The sequence below is a fragment of the Paenibacillus sp. BAC0078 genome, from assembly GCF_054483875.1.
This window is the reverse complement of record NZ_JBTLRW010000007.1, coordinates 319853-344555: the sequence shown is the minus strand read 5'-3', so window position 1 is coordinate 344555 and position 24703 is coordinate 319853. Positions and strand designations below refer to the sequence as shown.

The window sequence follows — 24703 nt, the reverse complement described above, 5'->3', positions numbered from 1 at the left end:
GGGTACAATAGTCATCGAGTAGGGTTCCTCCTTGGTGGTTTCGCAATCCCGAGGATACCCTACTTTTTTGTTGCCTGGCTAGGCTCCAAATCTTGGTACACAACTTACTTTACGCCATCCATTCACTCTCTAACAACGGCATTTCTGCCGCTATTTCCGATCATTAGCCCTCAAAGAAAGAGAAAGAAAATCATATTCCCCTAAACAATCAAAAAATGGCGCCTGCACAGAACAGGAGCCATCTCAAAGTTGATGTGAATCTGGTTGCCAATTCTGCGGTTTCGATAATGGCAGATTGTATGTCTGTAACCTTTTATGTTGTGGATGGACATAGTATTACCGATTTCCGCCCAACCGTCTAGTATGTATCTCACCAGCACCATAGCAGTCCCCACATAGTAGTCTGCGGCTACTCCTTCCCTTCCGGGTGGCGGGAAACGAGTCTCACCAGGTCAAGCGTCAGAATCGACAGTGTCATCGAAGCGGGGTAGGCAAGATAACGCGGCTCCCACTCCGGGCTGAACTTCTCCTTGTACATCCGCAGGCCGGCGAACCCGTACCAGTGTCCGCCGCGCACAAATACCAGATGGGCCAGCTTCTCCTCCCGCAGCGCCCCGGAATTCTGGCCGACACTGGACAGCGGGGCATTGCCAAGGTTGAACCGGCGGTAGCCCTGCTCCTTCGCCCACTCCAGCAGACGGACAAACAAATAGTCCATGGTTCCATTCGGTGTTTTTTTCCGGTGGCGCATGAGGTCAACTGAAATCGTAATTCCCTTGTCATACCCCGGTGCAATGGAGGCAAAAGCCAGCACCTTGCCTGCCGCATCCCGCAGCAGCGCTACCTGTGCTAGCTGCAGATAAGACGGCTTGAACCAGCCGAGCGAAAAACCTTTTTCGCTGCGTCCGTTTAGCCACTCCCCGGAAACCCGGCGCAGCTCCTCAAGCAGCTCTGGGGAATGCGGCGCTTCCGCTATCTCGAACCTGTAATCCTCACGTTCGAAGCGGTTTTTCACACTCCGCAGATCCGAATTTTTTTTGCCGCTAAGTGTAAAATCAGCAAGAGAGATCATCGCCTCCTCACCGAGCTTGAAGAAGCGGTAGCCCTGCTCATGATAGACCGGCAGAAAGTCCGGGGTAGCCTGATAGAACACCACAGACAGACCGTATAAATCCGCAGCCTGCCGGAATTCGCTGATCGCTTCGCCTACCAGGGCACGGGGTCCCAGCGGATCACCCAGCACCACCAGCTTGTCCCGCGCTCTGGCAAAAGCAATCAGCACCTTGCCGCCCTGGGCCCAATAGAAGCTTTTGTCGCCCAGAAACAGCATATGGGTTAAGGCATTCCCCTCATTTCCCTCAAGAAATTGGCTTAGCCGCTTCATATCCTTGTCCGCCAGCAGTTCCTCCATCTTGTGCTGGGGCCGGAGGACTACCAGCATCGTCATCAGCAGCCAGGAGAGCACCAGCCCGCTGACCGCCGTAACCGCTACATTGCTGTGCCGGTGCAGCCACTCCGGGGGAATACCTACGGGGAGATGCTTCGGGAAGCCATGATGCACGTAGCTGCCCAGCAGGAAGTAAATAAACGCAATGGCAGAAGTCAGCACCAGCCACCAGATCGTGCTTTGCTTGCTGAACGGTACGCTGATCCGGTTGAAGCGGGCCCTGGATATCCAGAGGATGAGCGCTACAAGCAGCAGGAATAACGCTTCCTCGTAATCAAAGCCTTTCGTAAAGGTGAACACCGCCCCGCCAAACAGCAGCGCACAGGTCAAGATATACGCCCGGTGGACACGCAGCGAAATCCCGCGCGACAGAAGAATAAGCATGAAGCCGATCAATACGGATACATGATGTGAAATTCGCATCACCGGCAGAGAGAGCAGCTCCTCCGTTAACCGCAGCCGATACAGCAGCTCAGGCGTCGCCGCCGACAGCAGCAGGATCAGACCGCTGGCCAGCACCAGCTTGCCGAGCGCCCATATGCCAAGATCGCTCAAGAACGTATATTGGCCCGGCCAGCCCCAGATTTTCTGCCATAGATTAAGCGAAGGCTCGATGCCCACGTTACTCCGGTCAGAGCTTTTTTTACTCTGCAGTCCAATTTCCAGTGCAGCCATCACAAGGCCGATCAGCCACGGAATGAGATAATAGAACAGTCTGTAAATAACCAGAACAGCCATAGCCTTATCGCTTCCATAGCCCAATTGCGAAAGTCCGAGCAGGGCGATCAGGTCGAAGGCGCCGATGCCCCCGGGGGCCATACTTAGGATGCCTGCTATCGCAGCGATGACATAGATGCTGAAGACCGTAATGTAGCTGGCGCAGCCAAGCAGATGACTCGCAATGATGCAGAACGTGATTCCGGCGAACAGCCATTCCAGAAGCGATGCGCCGACCGAAGCCGCCACGGTGGTCCAAGGTGTTCGGCCCTGCCCCCGGTTAATCCATTTGGCAAACAGCGACGAACGCTGGATGATGATAAAAAGCGGCAAATAAAGCGCCATACCCCACACCGCAAACACCAGCCAACGGTGCGCGCGGAGCAGCTCAGCGGCCGGAAAAAATCCGAAAATATTGCCCCAGGATAGCAGTGACAGCCCTGTGATCATAAGCGGCGAGAGAAACACTATAGCCGGGGTCAGGACGGCAGTAGGCACACCGCTTTTTTTGTAAAGGAGCGTCCGCAGCCCAACCCCTGCCAGACCGGCAAAGCCGATCAGATTATTGAAGGTATTGGCAATCCACGAATAGCGGAACGTGCTCCAGTGGCTTATCTTCAAACGAAAATGCTGGCGGATCAAATAGTCATAAGCGCTCATCACAGCCACAGCGAGCAGGGCTGCCCCCATCATCTGTGCAATGGCCGCTGCGGGCACATGCTTCAGCTCGCGGATAATCAGACGGAGGTGTACCTTCTTCAGCTCATGCTGCCCCTCCAGATATACAAAGACTATAATAATCAGCGGAAAAAGCGCTCTGACCGCCCGCAGCCGGTAGATGGATATAATCAGCCTTACAATTTTGAAGCGTTCGAGCGATTGTTTTATCGAATGCATGACTTCTTTCTCCTGCCTTTACTGCCGGCTTGCACCCTTGTCCGGAGCCACCCAGCCGTGTTCATTCTTCCATTATACCAACACTATGAACAGAAGGCCCGTATAATGATCATCACTTAGGTTAGACACCCGGCAAAGGGCAATTCCCTGCAGCAGCCCGAAAAAAAGAAGACCCTGAACTATTGAACCGGAGCAATAAAAAAAGGACAGTCACCACGGCAAATGGCTGTCCTTTTTCTATGTACGCTGTGCCCGGGGTTACACCCGGATGTCAAATCTGCCTTCGCTGTTCGTGGTGGCAGTAGCGATCTCCTGCGCGCTGGCTGGAGCAAGCGCATTGCCGTTAGCCGACTTCTCAGGCGGCGGCGCACTGCTGCCTGCCGCAGAGGAACTGCTGCTGCTCTGCGATTTCTGCGCAATTTGCGCTTCGATCTGCTTGATCTGCTGCTGAAGCTGCTTGGTTTTGGTTTCCTTCGTTTTCTCGTCGTCCTTGCTGGATTGTACTTTCTCCAGGTCGGCTTCCAGCTTAGCTTTTTGCTTCTCCAGGGCGGCGGTATCGGTTGCGCTGGAGGAGGTGTACGAAGTGGAAGAGGCCGATGATACGGATGATATACTCATGCTCGTCCCTCCTTTCAATATCCAATATAACCCTTTCGAAGGAGCGGAACGTTAATTTGCGCTGAAAGTTTGCTGAAAGAACCGGACCAGTCCTTTACGGCTTATTTGCCTTTTTTCCCGCTGCAGAGCAGCAGATAGGCCAGTATAGAGCAGATGCCCGCTGACGCGATGACTACCGCCATCGGAAGCGCGGTTCTATCGCCGCCCAGTCCGACCAGCGGAGCCACGCAGCTACCGAGCAGCAGCGGCAGAAGTCCCAGCAGTGCTGAGGCGCTGCCTGCGGAATCCCCTTGATCCTGCATAGCCAGGGAGAAGCTGGTTGTGCCAACCATACCTACACTGGAAACAACGGCAAACAGGCAGATCAGGATCGGCAGCAGACCGCCGCCAGTCAGCACAGTCAGCAGCAGCAGAGCGCCGCCCGCCGTACACAGCAGCAGGCCGCTGACCAGGAGCTTGCGCTCACCGACTCTTCCGGCCAATCTGCCGGCCACTTGTCCCGAGATAATAATCCCCAGCCCGTTCACAGCAAAGATCAGGCTGTACATTTGCGGGGAGACGCCAAAAATATTCTGCAGCACAAACGAGGAGCCCGAAATATAAGCGAACATAGCCGCCGTAACCAATCCTTGAGTAAGCGCATAGCCCATGAACCGCCCGTTACGAAGCAGGATGCCGAAGGTACGCAAGGTTCCTTTCAGCCCGCTCTTGGAACGCCGCTCTTTGGGCAAGGTCTCGGGAAGCCGCAGCAGAATCGTGGCAAAAAAGATCAGCCCGGCGGCAAACAGCACCACGAACACTCCCTGCCACGTTGTGAATCGCAGAAGCTGGCCTCCGATGACCGGGGCCAGAATCGGCCCCAGCCCGTTGACAATCATCAGTAAGGAAAAGAATTTGGTTAATTCGGAGCCGCTGTAGAGGTCGCGCACTGCCGCCCGCGAGATCACTACACCCACTGAACCGGCAATCCCCTGGATAAACCGCAACACAACTAAAAGCCCGATTGAAGGGCTGAACGCACACAGTATTGAGGACACCGCATAGATGATCATGCCAATGAGCAGCGGTGTACGACGGCCATACACATCGCTTAGCGGCCCCGCCACCAGTTGTCCCGAGGCCAGCCCCAGCAAAAAGAAGGTCAGGCTAAGCTGCGCCAGCGCAGCCCCGGCCCCAAAATGCGCCCCAAGCTCGGGAAGCGCCGGCAAATACATATCAATGGACAACGGTCCAATCGCGGAAATGGCTCCCAGAATGACGGCGATTTGCAGCCGCTGCTTCCGCGATGGCCCTTCCGCCTCCAACATGCGACTATCAGTTTTTGTGATCATGATAAAAATGACGCCAACCTTTCTGTTAACAACCCTTAGGCCCTTTTGTATTTTGTATTCTTCATACTACCTGATGGCTGCCGGATTGTTCAATGCTTTTGTCACAGCTACGGTTACTGGTTGCACAAGAAGAAACGGCTTTGCCGTCCTCTGAAAGAGGTGGCGTCCGTTTCTCCAGAAAGATAAGGATAATTTGTAGCGTGAAACATATAAATTCTTATCTTTGCAAAAAACCGTCCGCAGGAGCTTCTAAGCGACATATATAGTCACTTATCGGCGGTCCTGCGGACGGCTATATGTTAAGCTTTGCCTGGTGTACCCCGCCCCTGCAGCCAATCTCTGGCGGCTTCGGCTTCAGCCGCGCTCAGGCGGTGGCCCTGATTGCCCCAGTGGGTGGTCACTTCAGCGCCAGCATCCTGCAGAAGCGACTCCAGCTCCCGGGTCTCCTCCACCCGGATGATCGGGTCATTGGTCCCCGCCCCAATGAAGACCGGGACTCCCTTCAGCGAAGGCAGCTTCAGGCCACGCAGCGGAACCATCGGGTGCAGCAGCACCGCTGAGCGGAAAATTCCGCCGTAATGGAACAGCAGGCTGCCGGCGATATTCGCACCGTTGGAGTAGCCTACAGCCACCAGGTTATCGGGATCGAAGCCGTACTTGGCAGCAGCCTCATCCAAAAACCCTTTAAGCTCATGGGTGCGGAAGACCAGATCCTCTTCATCGAAGATGCCTTCGGCCAGCCGCCGGAAGAAGCGCGGCATGCCGTTCTCCAGCACATTTCCCCGGACGCCCAGCACAGAAGCGCCGGGAGCGAGAAGTTCGGCCAGCGGCAGCAGATCACGCTCGTTGCCGCCGGTTCCGTGGAACAGGACAAGTGTCGGCAGACTTTCATCCGTTCCCTTGCGGAAGATATGGATCATCCCTGCTTCACCTCGATTTCACGAATTTCAAAAGGAGTCAGATTTTCTTCAATCAACGCGCGGTGCGGCTCGAACCAGGCCGGAAGCATCAGCTTTTGACCGAGGGCATCCGGAGCTTCATCACGGGCAAAGCCTGGAGGATCGGTTGCGATCTCGAAGAGAATTCCGCCTTCTTCCCGGAAGTAAATAGCGTTGAAGTATTGGCGGTCCTGAACCGGAGTCGGCTGATAGCCATGACTCTGGACGCGGCGGCCCCAATCCAGCTGCTCGGCATCGTCTTTGGCCCGCCAAGCAATGTGGTGGACGGTACCCGAGCCTCCGGCGCCATGCGGAACCGGCGTTGCCTTCAGGTCAATGATATTGCCAATGTCGCTAGTGGATCTGTAGCGGATATAACCGTCACCTTCAGCAATACGTTCGAGGCCCAGCGTGCGTGACAGGGTATCTGCTGTTTTGTCCGGATCTGTGCTGTAGAGAACGGCACCGCCGAAGCCTTTGATGGCATGCTCAGTTGGAACTCCGCCGAAGGACCATGTGCTCAGCGGACCATCTGCACGTTCCACAAGCTCAATCCGCAGCCCGTCGAAATCAGCGAATGAGAGATAGTTTTCTCCAATCCGGCTTACATGGGTAACCGGAATCTGGTAAGCGGCAAGCCGCTGCTCCCAGAAGCCCAAAGAGCCAACCGGCACCGCATAGGTGGTTACACCAACCTGGCCTCCGCCGATACGGCCTTTGCGTCCTGCCGCAAATGGGAAGAAGGTAATAATCGTTCCCGGCGCACCCTGCTCATTCCCGAAATAGAGATGGTAGACCTCTGGAGCGTCGAAGTTCACTGTTTTTTTCACAAGCCGCAGCCCGAGAATTCCGGCATAGAAATCGGCATTGCGCTGCACATCTCCAACAAAAGCGGTAATATGGTGAATCCCTTGGGTTTGCATAGTCATTAGTATAACCTCCTAAGTGTGGTGCGGTAGCTTGCCGCCCTAGATAAGACCAGAACAACCTTTTTTATATTTAAGCTAAGTTATCAGTTGAAAAAGAGTGCGTCGAGCGATATCGAACCCGGACCCGCGATTGCCACGCCTACAGCAACCACCAGCAGCGTCAGAGGGAACTCAACTCCGTTAGCTGTGGACCAGAATCCGTTGGGAGCATGCACCTTGACGATAGCGCCAAGCATGGCTCCGGCAATCAGTACAGCCGCCACCGGCGTCAGCAGCCCGGCTGCGAACAGCATGCCTCCGACAAGCTCCATCAGTCCCGCCAGCACCGCCATGAATACGCCCGGTTTAATGCCGATGGATTCCATCCAGCCGCCGGTTCCCTTCGGACCATATCCCCCGAACCAGCCGAACAGCTTCTGTGAACCATGCCCGATAAACGCAACCCCGATAAACAATCTCATCAATAACAATCCTACACTAACCATTTTGAACACTCTCCATTCTCTTGATTTTAATTATCTTAACCTTAAGATATTAGGTAAAAAAATTTTGGACTTCCTGTGATCTCCTGCAAATTCTCAATGCATAGGCATGATTGCTTGCCTCCATCTCCAACTCTCCCGCTAAAACTCCACTTGGCTTCAGCCCGGCTCTCCGCGCTTTGCTTCTGATCTTCGCGAAAAGCCTTATTCTACACGCCTTTGCCCAGCTTCTTCAGCAATTCAATCGCCTGACTCTTCTCTTGTTTATTTAAACCGCCCATCAAACTATGAATGGAGCTTGCATGACGGGGGAAAATATCATCGAACAGCTCGCGGCCCGCTTCCGTGATCTCCGCATAAGTTACCCGGCGGTCTTCATTGCATGGAACCCGTCTTAGCAGTCCCCTCTTCTCCAGCTTGTCGATGTTGTAGGTGATGCTCCCGCTGGTAACAAGAATCTTCCCGCCGATCTGCTGCAGTGGAATCCGGTTCCTATGATAGAGCACCTCCAGCACCATAAATTCAGCCGAAGCGAGTCCATGACTCTTCATATCCTTCACCGCCTGATCCATCAGGCTTCGGTATGCCTTGGACAGAACCACGAACAATTTCAGCGATGTCGCCTGATCCTCATCCGCCTGGCTTTCGGCCACCTTGCTTGCTGCCTCTTTATATTCACTCATCCTGCTCACCTCCCATTCGTTTTTTCATTTGTCTTTAAGTTAATTATCTTTAAGTTAAGATAAATATAATCCATTCTATATTCATTGTCAACACTTTCTTTAAAATTAAACAACTTTACCGTCCTCCGAAAGAAACGGCATTCGTTTCTCCAACAATAGAAGGATAATGGATATGTGAAATCCATGCTTTCTTCTACTTCAAAAAAAATTCGCCCGGTTTGACCTGACTTCTAAAACGGCGTATCCTTTTCCTTGGAAATGCAAGATACCTAGCCCGGGGAATGGGCGCCGGCTTAACAATAACTTGTACCAAATGAAGGGCTGACAACGCAGATTTATTAGTAAGCGGGACGCGGCTGTAAATGAAGCTGTCCGGCTCCAGGGTGATAGCGGATCTGCTGCATTTTGTACAGCAGAAGTCATTCAACAAAGGGCAAAATGCGGTTCTATTGCACTTTGTACAATCAAAGTTCGCGAAAAGCTTCCTTTTCGCGATGATCCGTTGATTCTATCCTGAAATAACGATGTCCGAACAGAGGACATTGTTATGGAAGCCTCGAATTTGGCGAAGCCAAATTGAGGGCCTTCTATGAAATTTCATCGTCTGAAGTGCCGCGAAAGAGCGGCATGGCTGTCTATTGTATGATCTGCAGCAGATTGCTTTTTTTGGGGTTGCTGGGGCTTATCTGCTGCATGTTGTGCAGCAGAATTCATTTAACGAAAGGCAAAATGCGGTTCTATTGCACTTTATACAATCAAAGTCCGCAAAAAGCTTCCTTTTGGCGCTTATATGTTGATTCTATTGTATGATCTGCAGCAGATTGCTTTTTTTGGGGTTACTGGGGCTTATCTGCTGCATATTCTGCAATAGATTGATTTCCCCGCTACCCGTACTCAATCTTATGTAAGTCTACATAGAAGCATTGCAGCTTCTCATGAGTTGGAGTTCGACACTATTACACTGGAGAATCTTCGTGCAAACAAGCGATATATGTACATGAGCACATTTATATAGAAGGAGGCTGAATGATGGAAGCATTCAATAGACAAGCTCCAGGTCCGCGAGGGAAAGCGGGGGATATGCCGCAGGCGCCGCGCATCCTGATTGTGACGGCTGTCGCGGCGGAGCGGGACGCGGTCCTGCGCGGCCTGAAGGGCAGCAGCAGGTTCCACGTCATTGCGGCGGGCGCCGGCACCGCCGCAGCGGCGGCGGGAACCGCCGCGGCACTGGCAGCCGGCTCCTACGGCTGCGTCATCAGCGCCGGGATCGGCGGCGGCTTCCCGGGCCGCGCGCCCGTAGGCTCGCTGGTCGTCGCCAGCGAGATGATTGACGCGGCCCTCGGCGCAGAGACGCCGGAGGGCTTCCGCAGCGCTGCCGAGCTCGGCTTCGGCAGCGTGTCCGTGCCGGCGGAGCGCGGCACGGTGCAGGTCCTTGCGGCCGCGCTTGCAGCGGCCGGGCTTGCGGTAAGCACGGGACCCGTGCTTACCGTGTCGACGGCGACCGGCACCGCCGGGACGGCCGCCGCTCTCGCCGCCCGCCACCCGGAGGCGGCGGCGGAGGCGATGGAAGGCCACGGGGTTGCCGTGGCCGCCCATGCGCTGGGGATCGCGGCGCTGGAGCTGCGCGCGATCTCGAACCCGGTCGGCCCGCGCGACCGGGCCGCGTGGAAAATCAATGAAGCCTTGGACATACTCGCGGCGGCGGCCGCTATACTTCAGGAGGTGCTGTAATGACAACAGGGCTGAATATCGCCTTTTCCCCTTGTCCTAACGATACATTTATATTCCATGCCTGGGCTCACGGCCTTGTGCCGGGCGCGCCCAAGCTGAATGTGACCTTTGCCGATATTGATATTACCAATAGTCTGGCTGCGGACGGTGCCGGACCCGAAGTGCTCAAAATCTCCTACGCCGCCCTCCCCTGGGTGCTGCAGCGGTATAAGCTTCTGCCCTGCGGCGGCGCGCTCGGACGGGGCTGCGGCCCGCTGGTGCTGACCCGCAAGGGAGCGGGCGCCATCAAGCATCCGGGTGAGCTGTCCGGGCGGCGGATTGCCGTTCCCAGCGAGCGCTCCACCGCGTATCTGCTGTTCCGCCTATGGGCGGCTCAGCAGGTGCCTGGCGGTCCTGCCGAAATCGTCGTCCTGCCCTTCGATGAGATCATGCCCGCGGTACGTGACGGGGAGATTGATGCCGGGCTGGTCATTCATGAAGCCCGCTTTACCTATCCGTCTTATGGCCTTAACCTGCTGACTGATCTGGGCAGCTGGTGGGAGGGCGACACCGGGCTGCCGATACCGCTCGGCGCAATTATCGCCCGCCGCGACCTCGACCACGAGGCCATTTCCGGCTGGATTCGCAGCTCGCTCCAATACGCCTGGGATCACCCGCATGATTCGCGGGAATATGTGATGGACCACGCTCAGGAGCTGTCACCGGAGGTTGCCAAATCGCACATTGATCTGTACGTCAATGAATTCTCGATGAATCTGGGCGAAGACGGCTATGCCGCCATCTCCGCCCTCTTGAACCGGGCCGCCGCTGAAGGCCTTGTTCCACCTATAGATCCGGCACTGCTGCGGTAGCGCTGCAAGCCAATTCGAAACTCAACGGCTCCTGGACAAGCTGCAACCAATCCCCGGGAGCCTGATTCTTTTACAGCTAATCTCACAGCTCAACGTTATGAAACCTACTCTATGATCTTGAACGTCCATCCCCTCGTTATGCCTTGAGCCGTGCTTATTTTTGGCCGCACATATTTATTTTTCCACCTTATTTATTGAACTATGCTTATTCACAAGGTCAACGCTCAGTATCCGTTCTCCATTCATTAAACGCTCTTTTCACATTTAAATTTGGTACCGGGCTTCAGACCGCATACAATAGACAGCCATGCCGCTCTTTCGCGGCACTTCAGACGATGAAATTTCATAAAAGGCCCTCAATTTGGCTTCGCCAAATTCGAGGCTTCCATAACAATGTCCTTCGGACATCGTTATTTCAGGATAGAAAGTAGACTAATACTCGTAAGGAGGATGTGTTGTGATTCCTAACGGCAACAGCAAGCCGAATATTGAACGCTTTTTGGGCTTTCAGGACGAATATGACCGCTACCGGCCCGAGGCTCCGCCTATGGTTATTGAATTACTGACCACATATCTGGGCCGCAGGCCTTCCCTCGTTGCCGATGTAGGCTGTGGAACCGGCCTGTCCACCTTTCTGTGGAAGGATGCGGCGGATGCTGTAACCGGAGTTGAGCCTAACCCCGATATGCTGGGCAAAGCGCTCGATAAGCTGCGTCATTTGGAGGATTCGGATCAATCGCTGTCCTTTGTGCAGGGTTATTCGAACCAGCTTCCTTTTGCAGGGGAGAGCGTGGATATCATCACCTGCTCGCAGTCCTTCCACTGGATGGACCCGTTCAGCACGCTGCAGGAAATATCCCGCTGTCTGCGCCCTGGCGGAGTGTTCGCCGCTTATGATTGCGACTGGCCGCTGGTGCTGCAGCCGGATATTGAAGCCCGCTACAATAGACTGATCGCTGGCGCGGATGATCTGCTTGCCGGGCTCCAGCCTGCCTCCGAGCAAGCCCACAAATGGGACAAGGAAGGGCATTTGGCCCGAATAAAGGCCAGCGGGGTATTTTCTTACGTGCGGGAAATTGTGTATCATCATACAGAGAGCTGCGACGCGCAGCGTTATGTCGGACTGATGCTCAGCCAAGGCGGAATCCAGACCGTGCTGAAGCTCGCTCCCGCCGCGCTGGAACAGGACATTGCCGGATTTACGGCAGACGTTGAACAGTTCTTTCAAGGCCGGACCCTGCCGGTGGTAATCAGCTACCGGATGAGAATTGGGGTTAAGTAGCCATTTTATAGCCGGCATATCTATCCATCCAGCAACATTTACTCTATACTAAAAGCAACGAGACGAAGAACGTCCCGGCCGCCCTCTAAGAGGGAAGCCGGGGCGTTTTCTATTTTTCCGGGGAGGGCGAGCATCTTGGAATTTGAAGAAGCGCATAAGCAATTTATTAACGGACATTTGTCTGGCAGACCTGCTGGAGAGCGGCGGGGACGTCTGGAGAGAGGGCATCGGCATGCCGAAACTTTGTTTTTGCGCAATGTCTGGTGGCCGCTGCGGGGGCATTTTACCGGGCTTCATCCTGAGTATGAGGTAACCGACTGGCGGGGAAGATCCTATTTCGCCGACTTCGCCTGGCTGCCCGGGTATGTAAAGCTGCTCATCGAGATCAAAGGCTATGCCTCACATGTACGCGATATGGACCGGCAAAAATACTGCAGCGAGCTGAACCGCGAAACCTTCCTGTATGCAATGGGTTATCATGTTATTTCGTTTGCCTACGATGATGTGGAGCAGCGGCCTGAGCTCTGCATGACCTTGCTGCGTATGGTGCTGGGCAGATATCAGCCCGCTGAATCGCCGGTGTCACCCCTCCAGCTTATGGAGCAAGAGGTAATCAGGTTGACCATTCGATTGGCACGGCCCATCCGCCCCTTGGATATTGAGCAGCATTTCGAAATTACCTACAAAACAGCGATCCGCCTCCTTCGCGGTCTGACTGAAAAAGGCTGGCTGCTCCCCGCTGCAGACGGCAAGCGGCAGAGAATCGTCCGCTATGAGCTGTCACGCGGGGTTTTGGAGTATTTTAGTTGATCCTAATAAGCAAAGCTGGCAGACCTGTGGCGGAAAGCATCTGCTGTTGGCCAGGTTTCCAGTTTCGTATGCGAATCGCTGGCTACTCATTTCGTTTGCTGGGCTACCAGTAACACATGCCGATTATTAGCTACTCACTCCAATTGCCGAGTTTCCCAGTAACGCATACCGGTTGCTAGTTCCTCACTCCGATTGCCGCGCTGCCAGTCACAAGTGCAAGTTACCGCATCAGCAGCCACCAACAGAATTAAGTGGAAAAAGGAAAACTAATTCGTGCGGTTTACCGTTTTTTCGATGATTAGGTGAAAAAAAGATACTTAATTCCCTCCACTTTCATCTATTCAGCGGTTTTGGGGTGATTTAAGTGGAGTTTTTCCACTAACCACCTCCGGGGAGGTAGCTCAGCAGAATTACATGGAGAAATTCCACCTAAGTGCCTCACTCCAATTGCCGGTTTTCCCAGTCACGCTTACCGGTTGCAGGTTTCTCACTCCGATTGCTGCGCTACCAGTCACGCATGCTGATTGCTGGCTACTCATTTCGTTTGCCGGGCTACCAGTAACGTGTTCAGGTTGCCATCATCAGCAGCCACCAACAGAATTATATGGAAAAAGGGAGACTAATTGGTTCGATTTTCCGTTTTTTTGACGATTAGGTGGAAAAAGGATACTTAATTCTCTCCATTTACTTCAGTTCAGCGATTTCGGAATGAATTAAGTGGACTTTTTCCCACTTGCCGGCACCGAGGAGGTTGCCATGTAGAATTATATGGAGAAATTCCAACTAAGTGACCCAGAGGTTGCCCATGTCCCATCTAACGCTACCCCGAGAATACCAAAGAGCACCTAAGCGCGGGATGCCCACGCTAGGGTGCTCTTCAACCAAGTAAGTATTTACACAAAGCCGCCGGAACAGGTACCTGTCTTCCGCATCACACCCTGCACCCGATTCCGGCCCCTCTCTCACCGCCGGATCAGGCACCCGCCTTATCCTGACATCCGCTCCTAAGCCTATCTCCCAGCGCCCCGCAATTTCAGCGGGCTCCACATACTTCCAGGCTAAATTACTCCCCGCTCCCTCACTTCTTGTTCATCTTGAACTTCAGGAACAGCTCGTTGTAGTGGGCGAGCATCCGTTTGCCGAGGTTGTCGTAGACCTCAAGGCGGTCGGTGATGTCCTTGGTCGGGTAGAAGCGGGTGTCGCCGGAGATTTCTTCCGGGAGCAGCTTCAGCGCCGGAACGTTAGGTGTGGAGTAGCCGACGTACTCCGCATTTTTGGCTGCCACGTCGGGACGGAGCATGAAGTTAATGAACTTGTGGGCTCCTTCCACGTTAGCCGCCGTGCGCGGAATGACCATGTTGTCGAACCATATGTTCGAGCCTTCCTCCGGCACCACGTAATCCAGCTTATCGTTATCGTCCATGATTTCCGAGGCATCGCCCGACCACACGATTCCAACTGCCGCCTCTTCGTTCGCGAGCATCATCTTGACCTCATCGCCGACAATCGCCTTTACGTTAGGTGAGAGCTTGTTCAGCTTGGCCAGCGCTTCCTGCAGATGCTCCTCATTCTTGTCGTTGACGGAATAGTGCAGGCTGTTCAGCGCCATGCCCATTACCTCACGGGCTCCGTCCACCAGGAAAATATTATTCTTCAGCCTGCTGTCCCACAGGGAATTCCAACTGCTGAAGTCCATGCCTTTTGTCATTTCCGGGTTGAAAATGATACCGACCGTCCCCCAGAAATAAGGCACCGAGTATTTATTGCCGGGATCAAAAGACAAATCCATAAACTGCTTGCCGATATTGGCCAGGTTCGGAAGCTTGCTTTTATCCAGCGGCAGCAGCAGATTCTCTTCCCGCATTTTGGCAATGGCATAGTCAGACGGAACCACGACATCGAAGGTGGTCCCCCCCTGCTCGACCTTGGTCAGCATGGCCTCATTGGAGTCGAAGGTCTGATAGATGACTGTAATTCCGGTCTCCTTCTCGAACTCCTTGAGCAGCTCAGGCTCAATATAATCGCCCCAGTTATAGATAGTCAGCGTATTCCCGCCGGTATACCCCTCGGCCGAGTTCAGCCGCGAAGCGAGAAACATCAGCCCGAAGGCAACGATGAGAATCGCCAGAAAAGCATTCACAAGCTGCTTCATCTAGGCACCCCCATTTCAGCGGCGGACTCAGCAAGCGGAGCTGCCGGACGGTGTTTGCGGCGATTCAGGAAGTAATACCCGATCACCAGCAGAATAGTGAAGAGGAAGATCAAGGTTGATAGTGCGTTAATCGACAGCGACACCCCTTGCCGCGCCCGGGAGTAAATCTCCACCGACAGCGTGGAATATCCGTTGCCCGTAACGAAGAAGGTCACCGCAAAGTCATCCAGCGAATACGTCAGGGCCATGAAGAAGCCGCTGAATATCCCCGGCTTGATGATCGGCAGAATAACCTTCGTCAGCACATCGCGGCGGCTCGCTCCAAGGTCGCGGGCGGCATCTGTCAGTGTCGGGCTCATCTCCTGCAGATGCGGCAGGATCATCAGCACGGCAATCGGCACGCTGAACGCCACATGCGAGAGCAGCACAGAAGTGAAGCCGAGCTTGATACCGACTATCGTGAACAGGATCAGGAACGAGGCCCCGATAATCACGTCCGGGCTGACGATCAGCACGTTGTTCAGCGAGAGCAGCGTATTTTTCGCGCGGCGGTTGCGGGTGCGCTGAATGGCTAGTGCGCCGATAATCGCAATCAGCGTAGCAATGGCCGAAGAGAGCAGCGCAATCACCAGCGTATTAATGACAATAATGATCAGCCGTGTATCCTGAAGGACCTCGCGGTAATAATCCAGCGTAAAGCCTTCAAATTTATGCATCGTGCCCCCGCTGTTGAAGGAGTAGTACATCAGATACAGGATCGGTACGTACAGTACGATGAAGACCAGCACCAGATAGAGATTCGCGAACCCGTTTTTATTCCTCACTGGCGTACCCCTCTCTTCGATCCGCCCGTCAGCACCATGAACAGCGCCATAATCACGATCAGGAAAACCGCAACCGTGGAGCCCATGCCCCAGTCCTGCGTCACGAGGAAATGCTGCTCAATCGCTGTACCCAGCGTGATGACGCGGTTGCCGGCAATGAGGCGTGTAATCATAAACAGCGACAGCGCCGGGATGAACACAGCCATACAGCCGGAGCGCACCCCCGAAATCGTCAGCGGAAAAATCACCCGCCGGAACGTCGTCCACCCGGAAGCGCCCAAATCGCGCGCCGCATCCACCAGCGATAAATTCAGCTCCTCCAGGGCGCTGAAGATCGGCAGAATCATGAACGGGATAAAAATATACACCGACACAAACACAAAGCTGAATCCCGTAAAGAGAATTTGCTGTTCTCCAATGCCAAGCAGATCGAAGAAATTGTTGACCGGCCCGAAGGTGCCGAAGATGCCGATGAAGGCATACGTCTTCAGCAGCAGATTAATCCACGTTGGCAAAATAATCAGCAGCAGCCACAGCTGCTTATGCTTCGTCCGGGTCAGCAGATAGGCCGCCGGATAAGCCACGAGGAGCGAGAACAAAGTGATCAGGAAAGCATACCAAAAAGAATTAAGCATCATTCTCATATACACCGGCGTAAAGAAATTCACGTAGTTATCCAGTGTTAAATGCCCGTCCAGGTCAAACAGGGAGTAATATATGACCAGCAGCACCGGGGCTATGACGAACAGCGCGATCCATAAGTAATAAGGGATGAGATAATACGACCGGCCCTTATTCTTCATGGCTCTCCACCTCGCCGTAAGCTTCCAGACGTTTGTCGAATTCTTCCTCCGTCTCACCGAAACGCATAACATGAATCGCTTCCGGATCAAAATAAAGCCCAATCTCGCTGCCAACCTCCGCCTTGCGCGTGGAATGCACCAGCCATTCATGGCCGGATTCATCGTAGCAGCTAATCTCGTAATGCACGCCCCGGAACAGTTGGGAATCTACACGCACGCGCAGCTTGCCCTGCTCAAGTCCGGTAATCTCCAGATCCTCAGGGCGAATAACGATTTCTACCGCTTCATTTGGCCTAAGCCCGGCATCCACACATTCAAAGCGGTGTCCATTAAATTCCACCAGATAATCCTCGATCATTACACCCGGTACAATGTTCGACTCGCCGATGAAGTCGGCCACGAAGCGGTTAATCGGCTCATCATAAATATCATTGGGCGTGCCGCTCTGCTCGATCAGTCCGCCGTTCATGACAAAGATCCAGTCCGACATCGCGAGCGCCTCTTCCTGGTCATGGGTTACGAAGATGAAGGTAATGCCCAGCCGCTGCTGCATTTCCCGCAGGATATACTGCATTTCCGTCCGCAGCTTCAGGTCAAGCGCCGACAGAGGCTCGTCCAGCAGCAGCACCTGCGGCTCGTTGACGATGGCACGGGCAATCGCCACACGTTGTCTTTGTCCGCCGGACATTTCGGTGATGGCGCGTTGATCATAGCCGGTCAGGTTGACGAAGCGCAGCGCCTCCTGCACCTTTTGCGCGATTACATCCTTCTTAAGCTTCTTGATGCGCAGTCCAAAGGCCACATTCTCGAATACGTTCAGGTGCGGAAACAAGGCATAGTCCTGAAAAACCGTATTGACCTGCCGCTCGTTGGCGGGAATGTGGTTGATAAGCTGGCCGTTCATCATAATAGAGCCTTCAGTCGGCTCGGCAAAACCGGCGATCAGCCGCAGAATCGTCGTCTTCCCGCAGCCCGAAGGGCCAAGCAGCGTATAGAATTTGCCGCGTTCAATTTCGAAGCTGACTCCCTTTAATACGGGCTCTTCGTCGTCATATTGTTTAATGACCTTATCAAAAGAAATAATAGTGCCTTCCGGGGTAGCTATAGCTAACAACCTCCCTTGTCATATGTAGTTTGATCTATTTTATCCGCTCCTTGCGGGAGATCATCCGAATGATGAGCATGTCCAGCGCGTGCAAGTGACAATTCCTTCCTTGCTTCGACATTCTTTCATATTATACAGCATAAAGGTTTAGCCCCATATATGCGATAACATACTTTGTAAAAAGCCGTAGCGTAAACTTAACAAGTTCGTAAAAATTAGTGCTCTCCAGCCCTATTTTGCGGTGCTATAATGAAAACGTCTGAAAAAGAGTTTCATTTTTCTTTACAATTCCGAAATTTTCTTAATATTCCGAAAGAAGATGACGTCCATGAACGAAGGCTTACAGGACCGCCTGGAGAAATTCGGTCTGTCTTTATATGTGATACGTGTTACAGTGGCTGCCTCTCTTTCCTGGCTCACAGTAAACACACTCTATCACGACAGCTACTTATATTTCGCCCCGCTGGCCGCGATTCTGATTACGCAGGGAAGCGTCAAGGCCTCCTTTGAAAAGGGCGTTTACCGCATGACCGGCGTTGTGCTCGGCGGAATCGTCAGCATGATTGTGGGCCGCTTCTTCCATGTTGGCGCACTCTCCATTCTGCTAATGCTGCTGATCGGGATCGGGGTTGCCACAGCGTGCCGGATCAATATTCAGGCCATCTCCCAGGTCGGCGTAACTTCTGTTCTGGCACTTACCTTCTATAATGGTCATTATATCGAGTGGCGTGTAGCCGAAACCCTGATTGGAGTAGCAATTGCTCTGATCATCAATATGATTATCGTTCCGCCCAAGGGGTTCGTCAAGGTAAAAAGCTTGGCACTGGAAGCAAGCCTGCTGCTGGCAGATGCCTTGAGCGGCCAGGCGGCCCGCGGAAGGGAAGCAGCTCAGGCCTCGGACGCACTGGGACGCTCCGCAACACTGCTGGGCAAGAGTGAACAGCAGCAGAAGGAGCTTCATTTTACTATTACCCATTATCAGTGCCGCAGTGAGCTGCGCGGATTATCACAGGCAACCGGACATCTCAAGAAAATTCATTCCTATGTAAAAGAAATCCGCACAGACATCACGCTGCTGCCTTCGCATTATGCTGCAGCCGATTGGATGGCCGAGGTCGTAACAGCCACCGCAGACTGCATCGCACTCTATGGCTCCAAGACCTTGTCGGACAACGAGTGCCAGCGTTCGCTTCCCGAAGCGCTGCACCGGGCCCGTGATCTTCAGCTGGCCTGTTTCTCCGACCTGCAGGGGCAATGCTCCCTGACCACCTTGCGCGATCTGGGTGCGGTCTTCTCCCACCTGAACCGGGTGCTGGAAGAAATTGAGCAGGCTGACTATCTGGTGATGTCGGCCGCGCCGGTGAAGGCCAAATCTGAAGCCGCACAAGCCGTACGCTTCGCACAAAAAGGACTCTCCCACAAGCTATAAGCTTGGGAGCGTCCTTTTTTCCTTTCCCTCAATCCTCACCTTCCTAATTTATGTCAATAAACCAACAATTATCTGCATTTTTCATAATTTATGCCTGAATTCTATTATTTCAGTTGAAAAATCGCTACTTTAGTACTAGAATTAATGTTGTTTGAAGAAGTTATTTTTGAACTCAATACCAGTATTGACCACTTTTGTCGATAACAGTCGATATAGATTACCTCATGCTGAGTGTATATCATTGATCTATTCCTAAAAGCAAACTGCCCGAAAGGGCAGGACGCAAAGCTATGGGCTTAAGAATGCATCAACACCGCATTTAAGGCTGCCAGGCTGCTGCTAATAGAGACACCATCAGGTCGGGTTCACGGCTCCATGATGTTCTTTTCTGTACAGATGACATTGATTATACGAAAAGCGAGGTTACACGAATGGCGCAGCATATTATGGAACGGTCACGGTATGAGTTCTTTGCTTCCATGCTGCTTGGGAGGCCCGATCTCCTGAAACTTTACTCTGTGGATGCTCAGGCATTTACCGGGACAGACAGAGATAAGAACGGCGTCATCATCATCCAGAACAACGAAATTTTTATCACCTCACCTCTGCCTGGCGGCAAGCCGGCTGTAATCTCCGCTCTCCATCCTGTAATCTTGAAGATAAACCAGCAGACAATAACAGCTCCAACTCAAGTCACCGCCTGCGACCAAATAAGCTGGGATATTTGCGAGAAGCCGCAATACCAGATTACCGTATCCGATGACAAGCTCAAAGTATACTTTACACTTTACCGTGCTGAAAAGTACGCCTGGAACCTGGTCAACACCCCTGCCTCAGCCAATGTTACTGTGCGGGCCGAACTGAACCGTGATGTGGTGCTGTCCACACTTTCAATAGAACAGATTATAGCCGGCTTTGAGAAAAGCCCCCTCATAGGCAATCTTAACATTCCGGCACTTTACGAAGAGCTGAATAACCCTACATATCTTCCTGTATGCATTGCCGAAGGCAAAGCTCCCGTTCCCGGCACGGATGCCAGTCTCGAGCTGCTGTTCCCGGAGAATCTGGCGAATGAATTCAACCGGGGAGAGCAGACGGCAAAAGAAACCGAACACCAAGGATCACCCGCTATCCGGGAAGGTGAGGTGTTCGCCCGCAAACTGCCTCCGCAGGAGGGGCTGCCTGGCTTTGACGTGTTCGGATATGTGCTGCCGCCACCGCCGCCGCAGGACATTACACTTATAGCCGGAGCATATGCATCGCTGCAGCCAAGCGGTGAGATTACTGCCCAACGTAATGGCAGACCACGCATAACGGGAAGCGGAAGCTTCGTCAAAACCGTTGATTTTCCCGAAGCACATATTATCCCTGAGGATGGCGAGCCCGCGGCCGGGACAATTATGTTCCCCGGTGATGTGGTTGTGCTCAGAGACATAGAACAACATACAGTGATTGAAGCGTTGGGAAACGTCTACATATACGGAAATGTCTTTAACTCTACAATTACTGCCACGGGCAGTATTTTGGTCCGGGGCAAGGTTGTGGACAGCGGACTGTACGCAGGGGCATTCGGAGTAATGCACAACCGCCTGTGCAGCTTCTCCAAGCTGCTCATGCAAGAGGTCGGCGGGCTGAGAGAGGCTGCCAGGCTGCTGGCAGAGACCGTCGAGTCGGTGCAGCGAACCGTGAAATACGGACTGGTTGTCTTGCTCCTGCTGGAGAATAAATACAACCACCTTCCAGCTATGATCAGCAATCTGCAAGAGCTGCTTGCCGGCATGAGCCCTGCCTATCCGCAGGATACCGAACCGCTTAAGCGCATGCTGGATATTTTCCTGCATCCCGGCCGATTTACCAGATTCTTTACGGATAACGTGCTGAGTTCCTTCGAGAAGCTGCTCATGGATTTCTATGACGGAATCGCCTTTTTGCAGGAAGAGAACGTTCGTATTGATATCGCCGGGTCTCACGGCAGCATCATCAAATCCGGCGGCAATCTGCATATTCACGAGGAAGGCATTACGAAGAGCAAGCTGTTCTCCTCCGACAATATTTATTTCGAGCGGCAAAATTCGGTCTGCGAGTACTCTACCGTAGAAGCAGCAGGCAATATCACAGCACAGACGGTTGGCCAGGATTCGGCTTCTGCATCCGCGCTGCTGGCAGGCGGGAAAATTACAGTCTGCAGAATCTGCAACACCTCAGTAACCGTTGGGGAATATTCCGCAGCGATTACTGCACCGGAGGAGGGGCTTGAGTTCACAGCAGAAAGCCTGCAGCAGAGAAATCAGGCCGACACAGCTTCCCTTGCCGCTGATTGACAAGGCCGCTTTTTCAATATGTGTGGAGGTATTTATAATGAATAATTCATGGTTTACCGTTCAGCAAATTGATGAAGCCACCTTCGCAATTAGTGAATACGGGCATTGGGAGAAGGTGCATTCCTTTCTGCTGCTGGGGCAGGACAAGGCTGCGCTGATCGACACCGGGCTCGGAATTGGCAATATCAGAACCATCACCGACACCTTAACCCGCCTGCCGGTTGAAGTTCTTACAACACATGTACATACGGACCATATTGGGAGTCACGGGGACTTTGAGCGGATTTTTGTTCATGAGGGGGATCTCGATTGGCTGGTGCACGGCATCAAGGGCCTGTCCACCCGGCAAATCCGCCGGGATATCAGCAGAGATATTACCCAGCCGACGCCAGACGGCTTCGATCCGGAGACCTACAAGCCTTTTCAGGGAGAGCCTGCAGGACTATTGCACGATGGAGACAGGATTGATCTGGGCGGAAGAACCTTGACCGTATATCATACGCCGGGCCATTCTCCGGGACATGTTGCTTTTTTTGATGAGACACATGGATTTTTGTTTACAGGCGATCTGCTGTATGACGAGACCCCGATCTATGCTTTTTACCCTTCGACCAGCCCTGTCGATTTGGTTCATTCGCTGGAACGAATAGCAGAAATTGAGGGTATCCGCACAATCTATGGATCGCACAACACCCTCGGCCTTGACCCGGAGATTTTAACGGAAGTGAAGCGGGCGGTGCGGTTGCTGCGGGACAATGATCTGGTCCGTTTCGGCACCGGCCTTCATACATTTAACGGCTTCAGCATACAGTTCTGAGTTCGTACAGGCTCTCTAATACTGCGGTCTATCCATATCGAATGTCCGGCCGATGGCCGCATAGGTTGCTCCAGCGAGACGGCTGACCGGCTTTAGCTTCGCAGCATCAATCCGCCCGTTATGAATCAGTTCATCCTCCACGTAGAAGCCCAACACTTCACCGATAATCATATCGCAGTGTCCCAGCTCCACATGCCGCGTGAGGCGGCATTCCATCGCGATTTTGCACTCTGCAACACGCGGAACCTTGACCATTTGCCCCGGAACCGGTGTTAACCCGGCCAGCTTAAGCTCGCTGATGCCTTCCGGCGCATTTATGGAGGTGTGGTTGATGGCGGCGATATTATCCTCATCCACGATATGCACCACAAACTCCCCATTGCCAAGAATATTGCTTGCCGTGTGTTTCATCTCTCCACTAGACTTCCGCACACAAGAGAACATAATCATCGGCGGCTCATCGTTCACAATATTAAAAAAACTGAATGGCGCAGCATTCACGACCCCCTGCTCATCTATTGAAGTAACAAAGGCAATCGGTCTTGGGATAATGCTGCCGATCAGCAGCTTGTAATTGTCGTGCGCGGTTTGTTCAGCAGTGCGGATATACATAAAGCACCTCCATTTTAATTGGGTACACGTCTTACCCTTCGGCTTATCCTTACATTAACCAGAATGATGCTGCTTACGATAAGCACCATGCCTATGATCAGATTCAAGGTAATCCGCTCATGCAGCAGGACCACACTTGAACCGATAGAAATCAGCGGAATCAGAAAAGTGAACGAGCCAACCTTCCCCGCTTCTCCCTCCTTGATTAGATTGAAGTATACCATCCAGCCCAGGGCAATGACAAAAACCGAGATAAACAGTGTGTTCACAATAAAGGCCTTGTTCCAGGTTATTTCCGACCAGCTCTCAGTGGCCGATCCGGCTGCCAGCAGAATGATGCCGCCTATAGTAATCTGCATCGCTGTCATCCACAGCATATCAACCCGTGCGGCATTGCGTTTCGTATAGACAGTCGCCAGTGCCCAGCTTAGTGCGCTCGCCAGAGCCAGCAGAATACCCGGAACCGAGATGCTGCCGGTAAAGCCGCCGATACTGAGCGAAGCCACCCCGAGAAAGCCGAGCAATAAACCCGCCAATTTCAGCCCGTACATGCTCTCGCCCAGCCACATCCAGGCAAAGATGCCCAGCAGCACCGGCTGCAGGAAGACAATGGCCGAGAACAGGCCGGAAGGCACATACTGCAGGCCGATGGTCTGGAAGCCATAATAGAAGACAATACTGAGAAAAGCCGAAATCAAATAAACCGGCCACAGCTTGCTGAAATGCAGCTCCTTCCGCTTCGGAAACGCGGCGGCGATGAGAATCACACCGGCGATAACCGTGCGGATGCCGGCAAACAGCAAGGGCGGGGCGTAATTTAAGGCGATTTTGGAGAGAGGCCAATTGATGCCCCAGACAATGACCAGAAAGATAAGCAAAGCTATGGTTTTCTTCTGCTGCTGCATTGATTCACCTCTTGTTCTATTTTCATACCAATGATACAGTAAATATAATCATAATTGAAATGCATAATACTCATGAGGGGCATACCGAATTCGATATGAATAACAACCAAATTCGTCTGTTTGTCAAAATTGCTGAAACCGGCAGCTTCACCAAAGCCGGGCAGGACATGAATATGACCCAGCCTGCGGTTAGCCGGGCCATTTCTGCGCTCGAAGACGAGCTGGCGGTGAAGCTGCTGCTGCGCGACCGTCGCAGCGGCCTTATGCTTACCGATATCGGCAAGCGTATCCTCATTATTTTCCGGGAAATTATCATCGGATATGACAAGGTGGAGCAGGAAATCGCTGCCGAAAAAGGACTGGAGAAGGGAGTGATCCGTATCGGGGCTTTTCCGGTCGCGGCTGCCCAACTGATCCCGAGAATAATCCGCTCAATCAGCGCCAGATACCCCGAGATCGAAATCAGTCTGTCCGAAGGCACGGTCGCCGAGGTGAAGGAGTGGCTGGCAGCGCGTGTGATTGATGTCGGGTTGATTATTCCGCCGGATGACGAGTTCGATACCGTCCCGCTCTTTCGTGAGAAGCTGTATGCTGTGCTTCAGGACGACCACCCGCTCCGGGATAAGCATGTCATCTGCGTGAAGGACCTTGAGGACGAGCCGATGCTGATCTGCCGATCCGGCTACGAGCCTCCGGTCGTGGACCTATTCCGCAGAGGCGGCAGCAGCCTGAAGGTGAAATATGAGGTCAGCAGCTTCCTTACGGCGCTGAATATGATCAAGGAAGGGCTGGCAGTCGGCGTAATGTCCGAGCTCTCGCTGCTCTCCTTGCCGCCTAATGTGATCATCCGGGAGCTGTCTCCCGATGCTTACCGGGACATTCATCTTGCCGTTAACTCTCTGGATGAGCTTTCGATAGCTGTCAAGCTGTTCATGGACACCGCTCTGGAGCTTGCCGGGAATCCGGAGACCACCGTACCGTCTGTGACTCAGGCGAAAGACCACTAATTATAGGAAGAG

General features: G+C 53.2%; 21 protein-coding genes and 1 riboswitch. Of the genes, 8 read left to right on the top strand and 13 right to left on the bottom strand.

The window, feature by feature from the left end; translation table 11 throughout:
* Positions 1-409: 409 nt before the first annotated feature.
* The 7 genes from mprF to ACX1DY_RS16015 all read right to left on the bottom strand — a co-directional run bounded on the left by mprF (position 410) and on the right by ACX1DY_RS16015 (position 8042).
* Entirely contained in the window at positions 410-3061 is a 2652-nt protein-coding gene (gene mprF / locus ACX1DY_RS16045; protein ID WP_458965184.1) for a bifunctional lysylphosphatidylglycerol flippase/synthetase MprF, read from the bottom strand.
* A 258-nt stretch (positions 3062-3319) separates the two neighbouring features.
* Entirely contained in the window at positions 3320-3679 is a 360-nt protein-coding gene (locus ACX1DY_RS16040) for a FlxA-like family protein (RefSeq protein WP_458965183.1), read from the bottom strand.
* A gap of 101 nt (positions 3680-3780) precedes the next feature.
* The gene (locus tag ACX1DY_RS16035; protein ID WP_458965182.1) at positions 3781-5010 is read right to left on the bottom strand and encodes a multidrug effflux MFS transporter; all 1230 of its coding nucleotides are present in this window, start codon (positions 5008-5010) and stop codon (positions 3781-3783) included.
* 299 nt (positions 5011-5309) lie between these two features.
* Positions 5310-5930, bottom strand: coding sequence for an alpha/beta hydrolase (locus tag ACX1DY_RS16030; RefSeq protein ID WP_458965181.1), 621 nt, complete (start codon positions 5928-5930; stop codon positions 5310-5312).
* Positions 5927-6877: a ring-cleaving dioxygenase gene (locus ACX1DY_RS16025; RefSeq protein ID WP_458965180.1), complete on the bottom strand. Its 951-nt coding sequence runs from the start codon at positions 6875-6877 to the stop codon at positions 5927-5929. Before ACX1DY_RS16025 ends, ACX1DY_RS16030 begins: the two co-directional genes overlap by 4 nt.
* Positions 6878-6960: 83 nt before the next feature.
* Positions 6961-7362, bottom strand: coding sequence for a DoxX family protein (locus ACX1DY_RS16020; protein WP_458965196.1), 402 nt, complete (start codon positions 7360-7362; stop codon positions 6961-6963).
* A 206-nt stretch (positions 7363-7568) separates the two neighbouring features.
* Positions 7569-8042 carry a MarR family winged helix-turn-helix transcriptional regulator gene (locus ACX1DY_RS16015; RefSeq protein ID WP_458965179.1) on the bottom strand — a complete coding sequence of 158 codons (474 nt, stop codon included), beginning with the start codon at positions 8040-8042 and terminating at the stop codon, positions 7569-7571.
* Positions 8043-9071: 1029 nt separating this feature from the next.
* Here ACX1DY_RS16015 and ACX1DY_RS16010 point away from each other — a divergent pair.
* From ACX1DY_RS16010 to ACX1DY_RS15995, 4 genes are all read left to right on the top strand, one after another.
* Positions 9072-9773, top strand: a complete 702-nt coding sequence (locus tag ACX1DY_RS16010) for a futalosine hydrolase (RefSeq protein WP_458965178.1) — start codon at positions 9072-9074, stop codon at positions 9771-9773.
* Between the two features lie 11 nt (positions 9774-9784).
* Positions 9785-10624 carry a 1,4-dihydroxy-6-naphthoate synthase gene (locus ACX1DY_RS16005; RefSeq protein ID WP_458965195.1) on the top strand — a complete coding sequence of 280 codons (840 nt, stop codon included), beginning with the start codon at positions 9785-9787 and terminating at the stop codon, positions 10622-10624.
* Positions 10625-11081: 457 nt separating this feature from the next.
* Positions 11082-11906 carry a class I SAM-dependent methyltransferase gene (locus ACX1DY_RS16000; protein ID WP_458965177.1) on the top strand — a complete coding sequence of 275 codons (825 nt, stop codon included), beginning with the start codon at positions 11082-11084 and terminating at the stop codon, positions 11904-11906.
* 135 nt (positions 11907-12041) lie between these two features.
* Positions 12042-12716: a DUF559 domain-containing protein gene (locus tag ACX1DY_RS15995; RefSeq protein ID WP_458965176.1), complete on the top strand. Its 675-nt coding sequence runs from the start codon at positions 12042-12044 to the stop codon at positions 12714-12716.
* A 1078-nt stretch (positions 12717-13794) separates the two neighbouring features.
* Here ACX1DY_RS15995 and ACX1DY_RS15990 read toward each other — a convergent pair.
* Genes ACX1DY_RS15990 through ACX1DY_RS15975 form a run of 4 tightly spaced genes read right to left on the bottom strand, consistent with a single transcriptional unit; the run spans position 13795 to position 17609 of the window.
* Positions 13795-14868: an ABC transporter substrate-binding protein gene (locus tag ACX1DY_RS15990; protein ID WP_458965175.1), complete on the bottom strand. Its 1074-nt coding sequence runs from the start codon at positions 14866-14868 to the stop codon at positions 13795-13797.
* Positions 14865-15692 (bottom strand): ABC transporter permease, encoded by an 828-nt coding sequence (locus ACX1DY_RS15985; protein WP_458965174.1) that lies wholly within the window; start codon positions 15690-15692, stop codon positions 14865-14867. Before ACX1DY_RS15985 ends, ACX1DY_RS15990 begins: the two co-directional genes overlap by 4 nt.
* Positions 15689-16495 carry an ABC transporter permease gene (locus tag ACX1DY_RS15980; RefSeq protein ID WP_458965173.1) on the bottom strand — a complete coding sequence of 269 codons (807 nt, stop codon included), beginning with the start codon at positions 16493-16495 and terminating at the stop codon, positions 15689-15691. Before ACX1DY_RS15980 ends, ACX1DY_RS15985 begins: the two co-directional genes overlap by 4 nt.
* Positions 16485-17609, bottom strand: coding sequence for an ABC transporter ATP-binding protein (locus tag ACX1DY_RS15975; RefSeq protein ID WP_458965172.1), 1125 nt, complete (start codon positions 17607-17609; stop codon positions 16485-16487). Before ACX1DY_RS15975 ends, ACX1DY_RS15980 begins: the two co-directional genes overlap by 11 nt.
* 319 nt (positions 17610-17928) lie before the next feature.
* Between ACX1DY_RS15975 and ACX1DY_RS15970 the strand changes: the two genes are divergently transcribed.
* From ACX1DY_RS15970 to ACX1DY_RS15960, 3 genes are all read left to right on the top strand, one after another.
* Positions 17929-19029: an FUSC family protein gene (locus ACX1DY_RS15970; RefSeq protein WP_458965171.1), complete on the top strand. Its 1101-nt coding sequence runs from the start codon at positions 17929-17931 to the stop codon at positions 19027-19029.
* 247 nt (positions 19030-19276) lie between these two features.
* A riboswitch (cyclic di-GMP riboswitch) is annotated at positions 19277-19370 on the top strand.
* Between the two features lie 90 nt (positions 19371-19460).
* Positions 19461-21350, top strand: coding sequence for a flagellar assembly protein A (locus ACX1DY_RS15965; RefSeq protein ID WP_458965170.1), 1890 nt, complete (start codon positions 19461-19463; stop codon positions 21348-21350).
* Between the two features lie 37 nt (positions 21351-21387).
* Positions 21388-22167, top strand: a complete 780-nt coding sequence (locus tag ACX1DY_RS15960; protein WP_458965169.1) for an MBL fold metallo-hydrolase — start codon at positions 21388-21390, stop codon at positions 22165-22167.
* A 15-nt stretch (positions 22168-22182) separates the two neighbouring features.
* Here the strand turns inward: ACX1DY_RS15960 and ACX1DY_RS15955 are convergent, their stop codons facing one another.
* Together ACX1DY_RS15955 and ACX1DY_RS15950 are read right to left on the bottom strand one after the other, a co-directional pair.
* Positions 22183-22779, bottom strand: coding sequence for a flavin reductase family protein (locus ACX1DY_RS15955; protein WP_458965168.1), 597 nt, complete (start codon positions 22777-22779; stop codon positions 22183-22185).
* A gap of 14 nt (positions 22780-22793) precedes the next feature.
* The gene (locus ACX1DY_RS15950; protein WP_458965167.1) at positions 22794-23684 is read right to left on the bottom strand and encodes a DMT family transporter; all 891 of its coding nucleotides are present in this window, start codon (positions 23682-23684) and stop codon (positions 22794-22796) included.
* 95 nt (positions 23685-23779) lie between these two features.
* Here ACX1DY_RS15950 and ACX1DY_RS15945 point away from each other — a divergent pair, with 95 nt between their 5' ends.
* Positions 23780-24691, top strand: a complete 912-nt coding sequence (locus ACX1DY_RS15945; RefSeq protein ID WP_458965166.1) for a LysR family transcriptional regulator — start codon at positions 23780-23782, stop codon at positions 24689-24691.
* Positions 24692-24703 lie beyond the last annotated feature (12 nt).

Bases quoted from the DNA above. Each gene is read 5' to 3' on its own strand.
- ACX1DY_RS16010 (WP_458965178.1), top strand. From the start codon at position 9,072: ATGGAAGCATTCAATAGACAAGCTCCAGGTCCGCGAGGGAAAGCGGGG.
- ACX1DY_RS16030 (WP_458965181.1), bottom strand. From the start codon at position 5,930: ATGATCCATATCTTCCGCAAGGGAACGGATGAAAGTCTGCCGACACTT.
- mprF (WP_458965184.1), bottom strand. From the start codon at position 3,061: ATGCATTCGATAAAACAATCGCTCGAACGCTTCAAAATTGTAAGGCTG.
- ACX1DY_RS15980 (WP_458965173.1), bottom strand. From the start codon at position 16,495: ATGAAGAATAAGGGCCGGTCGTATTATCTCATCCCTTATTACTTATGG.
- ACX1DY_RS16025 (WP_458965180.1), bottom strand. From the start codon at position 6,877: ATGACTATGCAAACCCAAGGGATTCACCATATTACCGCTTTTGTTGGA.
- ACX1DY_RS16040 (WP_458965183.1), bottom strand. From the start codon at position 3,679: ATGAGTATATCATCCGTATCATCGGCCTCTTCCACTTCGTACACCTCC.
- ACX1DY_RS15945 (WP_458965166.1), top strand. From the start codon at position 23,780: ATGAATAACAACCAAATTCGTCTGTTTGTCAAAATTGCTGAAACCGGC.
- ACX1DY_RS15960 (WP_458965169.1), top strand. From the start codon at position 21,388: ATGAATAATTCATGGTTTACCGTTCAGCAAATTGATGAAGCCACCTTC.
- ACX1DY_RS16035 (WP_458965182.1), bottom strand. From the start codon at position 5,010: ATGATCACAAAAACTGATAGTCGCATGTTGGAGGCGGAAGGGCCATCG.
- ACX1DY_RS16015 (WP_458965179.1), bottom strand. From the start codon at position 8,042: ATGAGTGAATATAAAGAGGCAGCAAGCAAGGTGGCCGAAAGCCAGGCG.
- ACX1DY_RS16020 (WP_458965196.1), bottom strand. From the start codon at position 7,362: ATGGTTAGTGTAGGATTGTTATTGATGAGATTGTTTATCGGGGTTGCG.
- ACX1DY_RS15965 (WP_458965170.1), top strand. From the start codon at position 19,461: ATGGCGCAGCATATTATGGAACGGTCACGGTATGAGTTCTTTGCTTCC.
- ACX1DY_RS15990 (WP_458965175.1), bottom strand. From the start codon at position 14,868: ATGAAGCAGCTTGTGAATGCTTTTCTGGCGATTCTCATCGTTGCCTTC.
- ACX1DY_RS15950 (WP_458965167.1), bottom strand. From the start codon at position 23,684: ATGCAGCAGCAGAAGAAAACCATAGCTTTGCTTATCTTTCTGGTCATT.
- ACX1DY_RS15955 (WP_458965168.1), bottom strand. From the start codon at position 22,779: ATGTATATCCGCACTGCTGAACAAACCGCGCACGACAATTACAAGCTG.
- ACX1DY_RS15970 (WP_458965171.1), top strand. From the start codon at position 17,929: ATGAACGAAGGCTTACAGGACCGCCTGGAGAAATTCGGTCTGTCTTTA.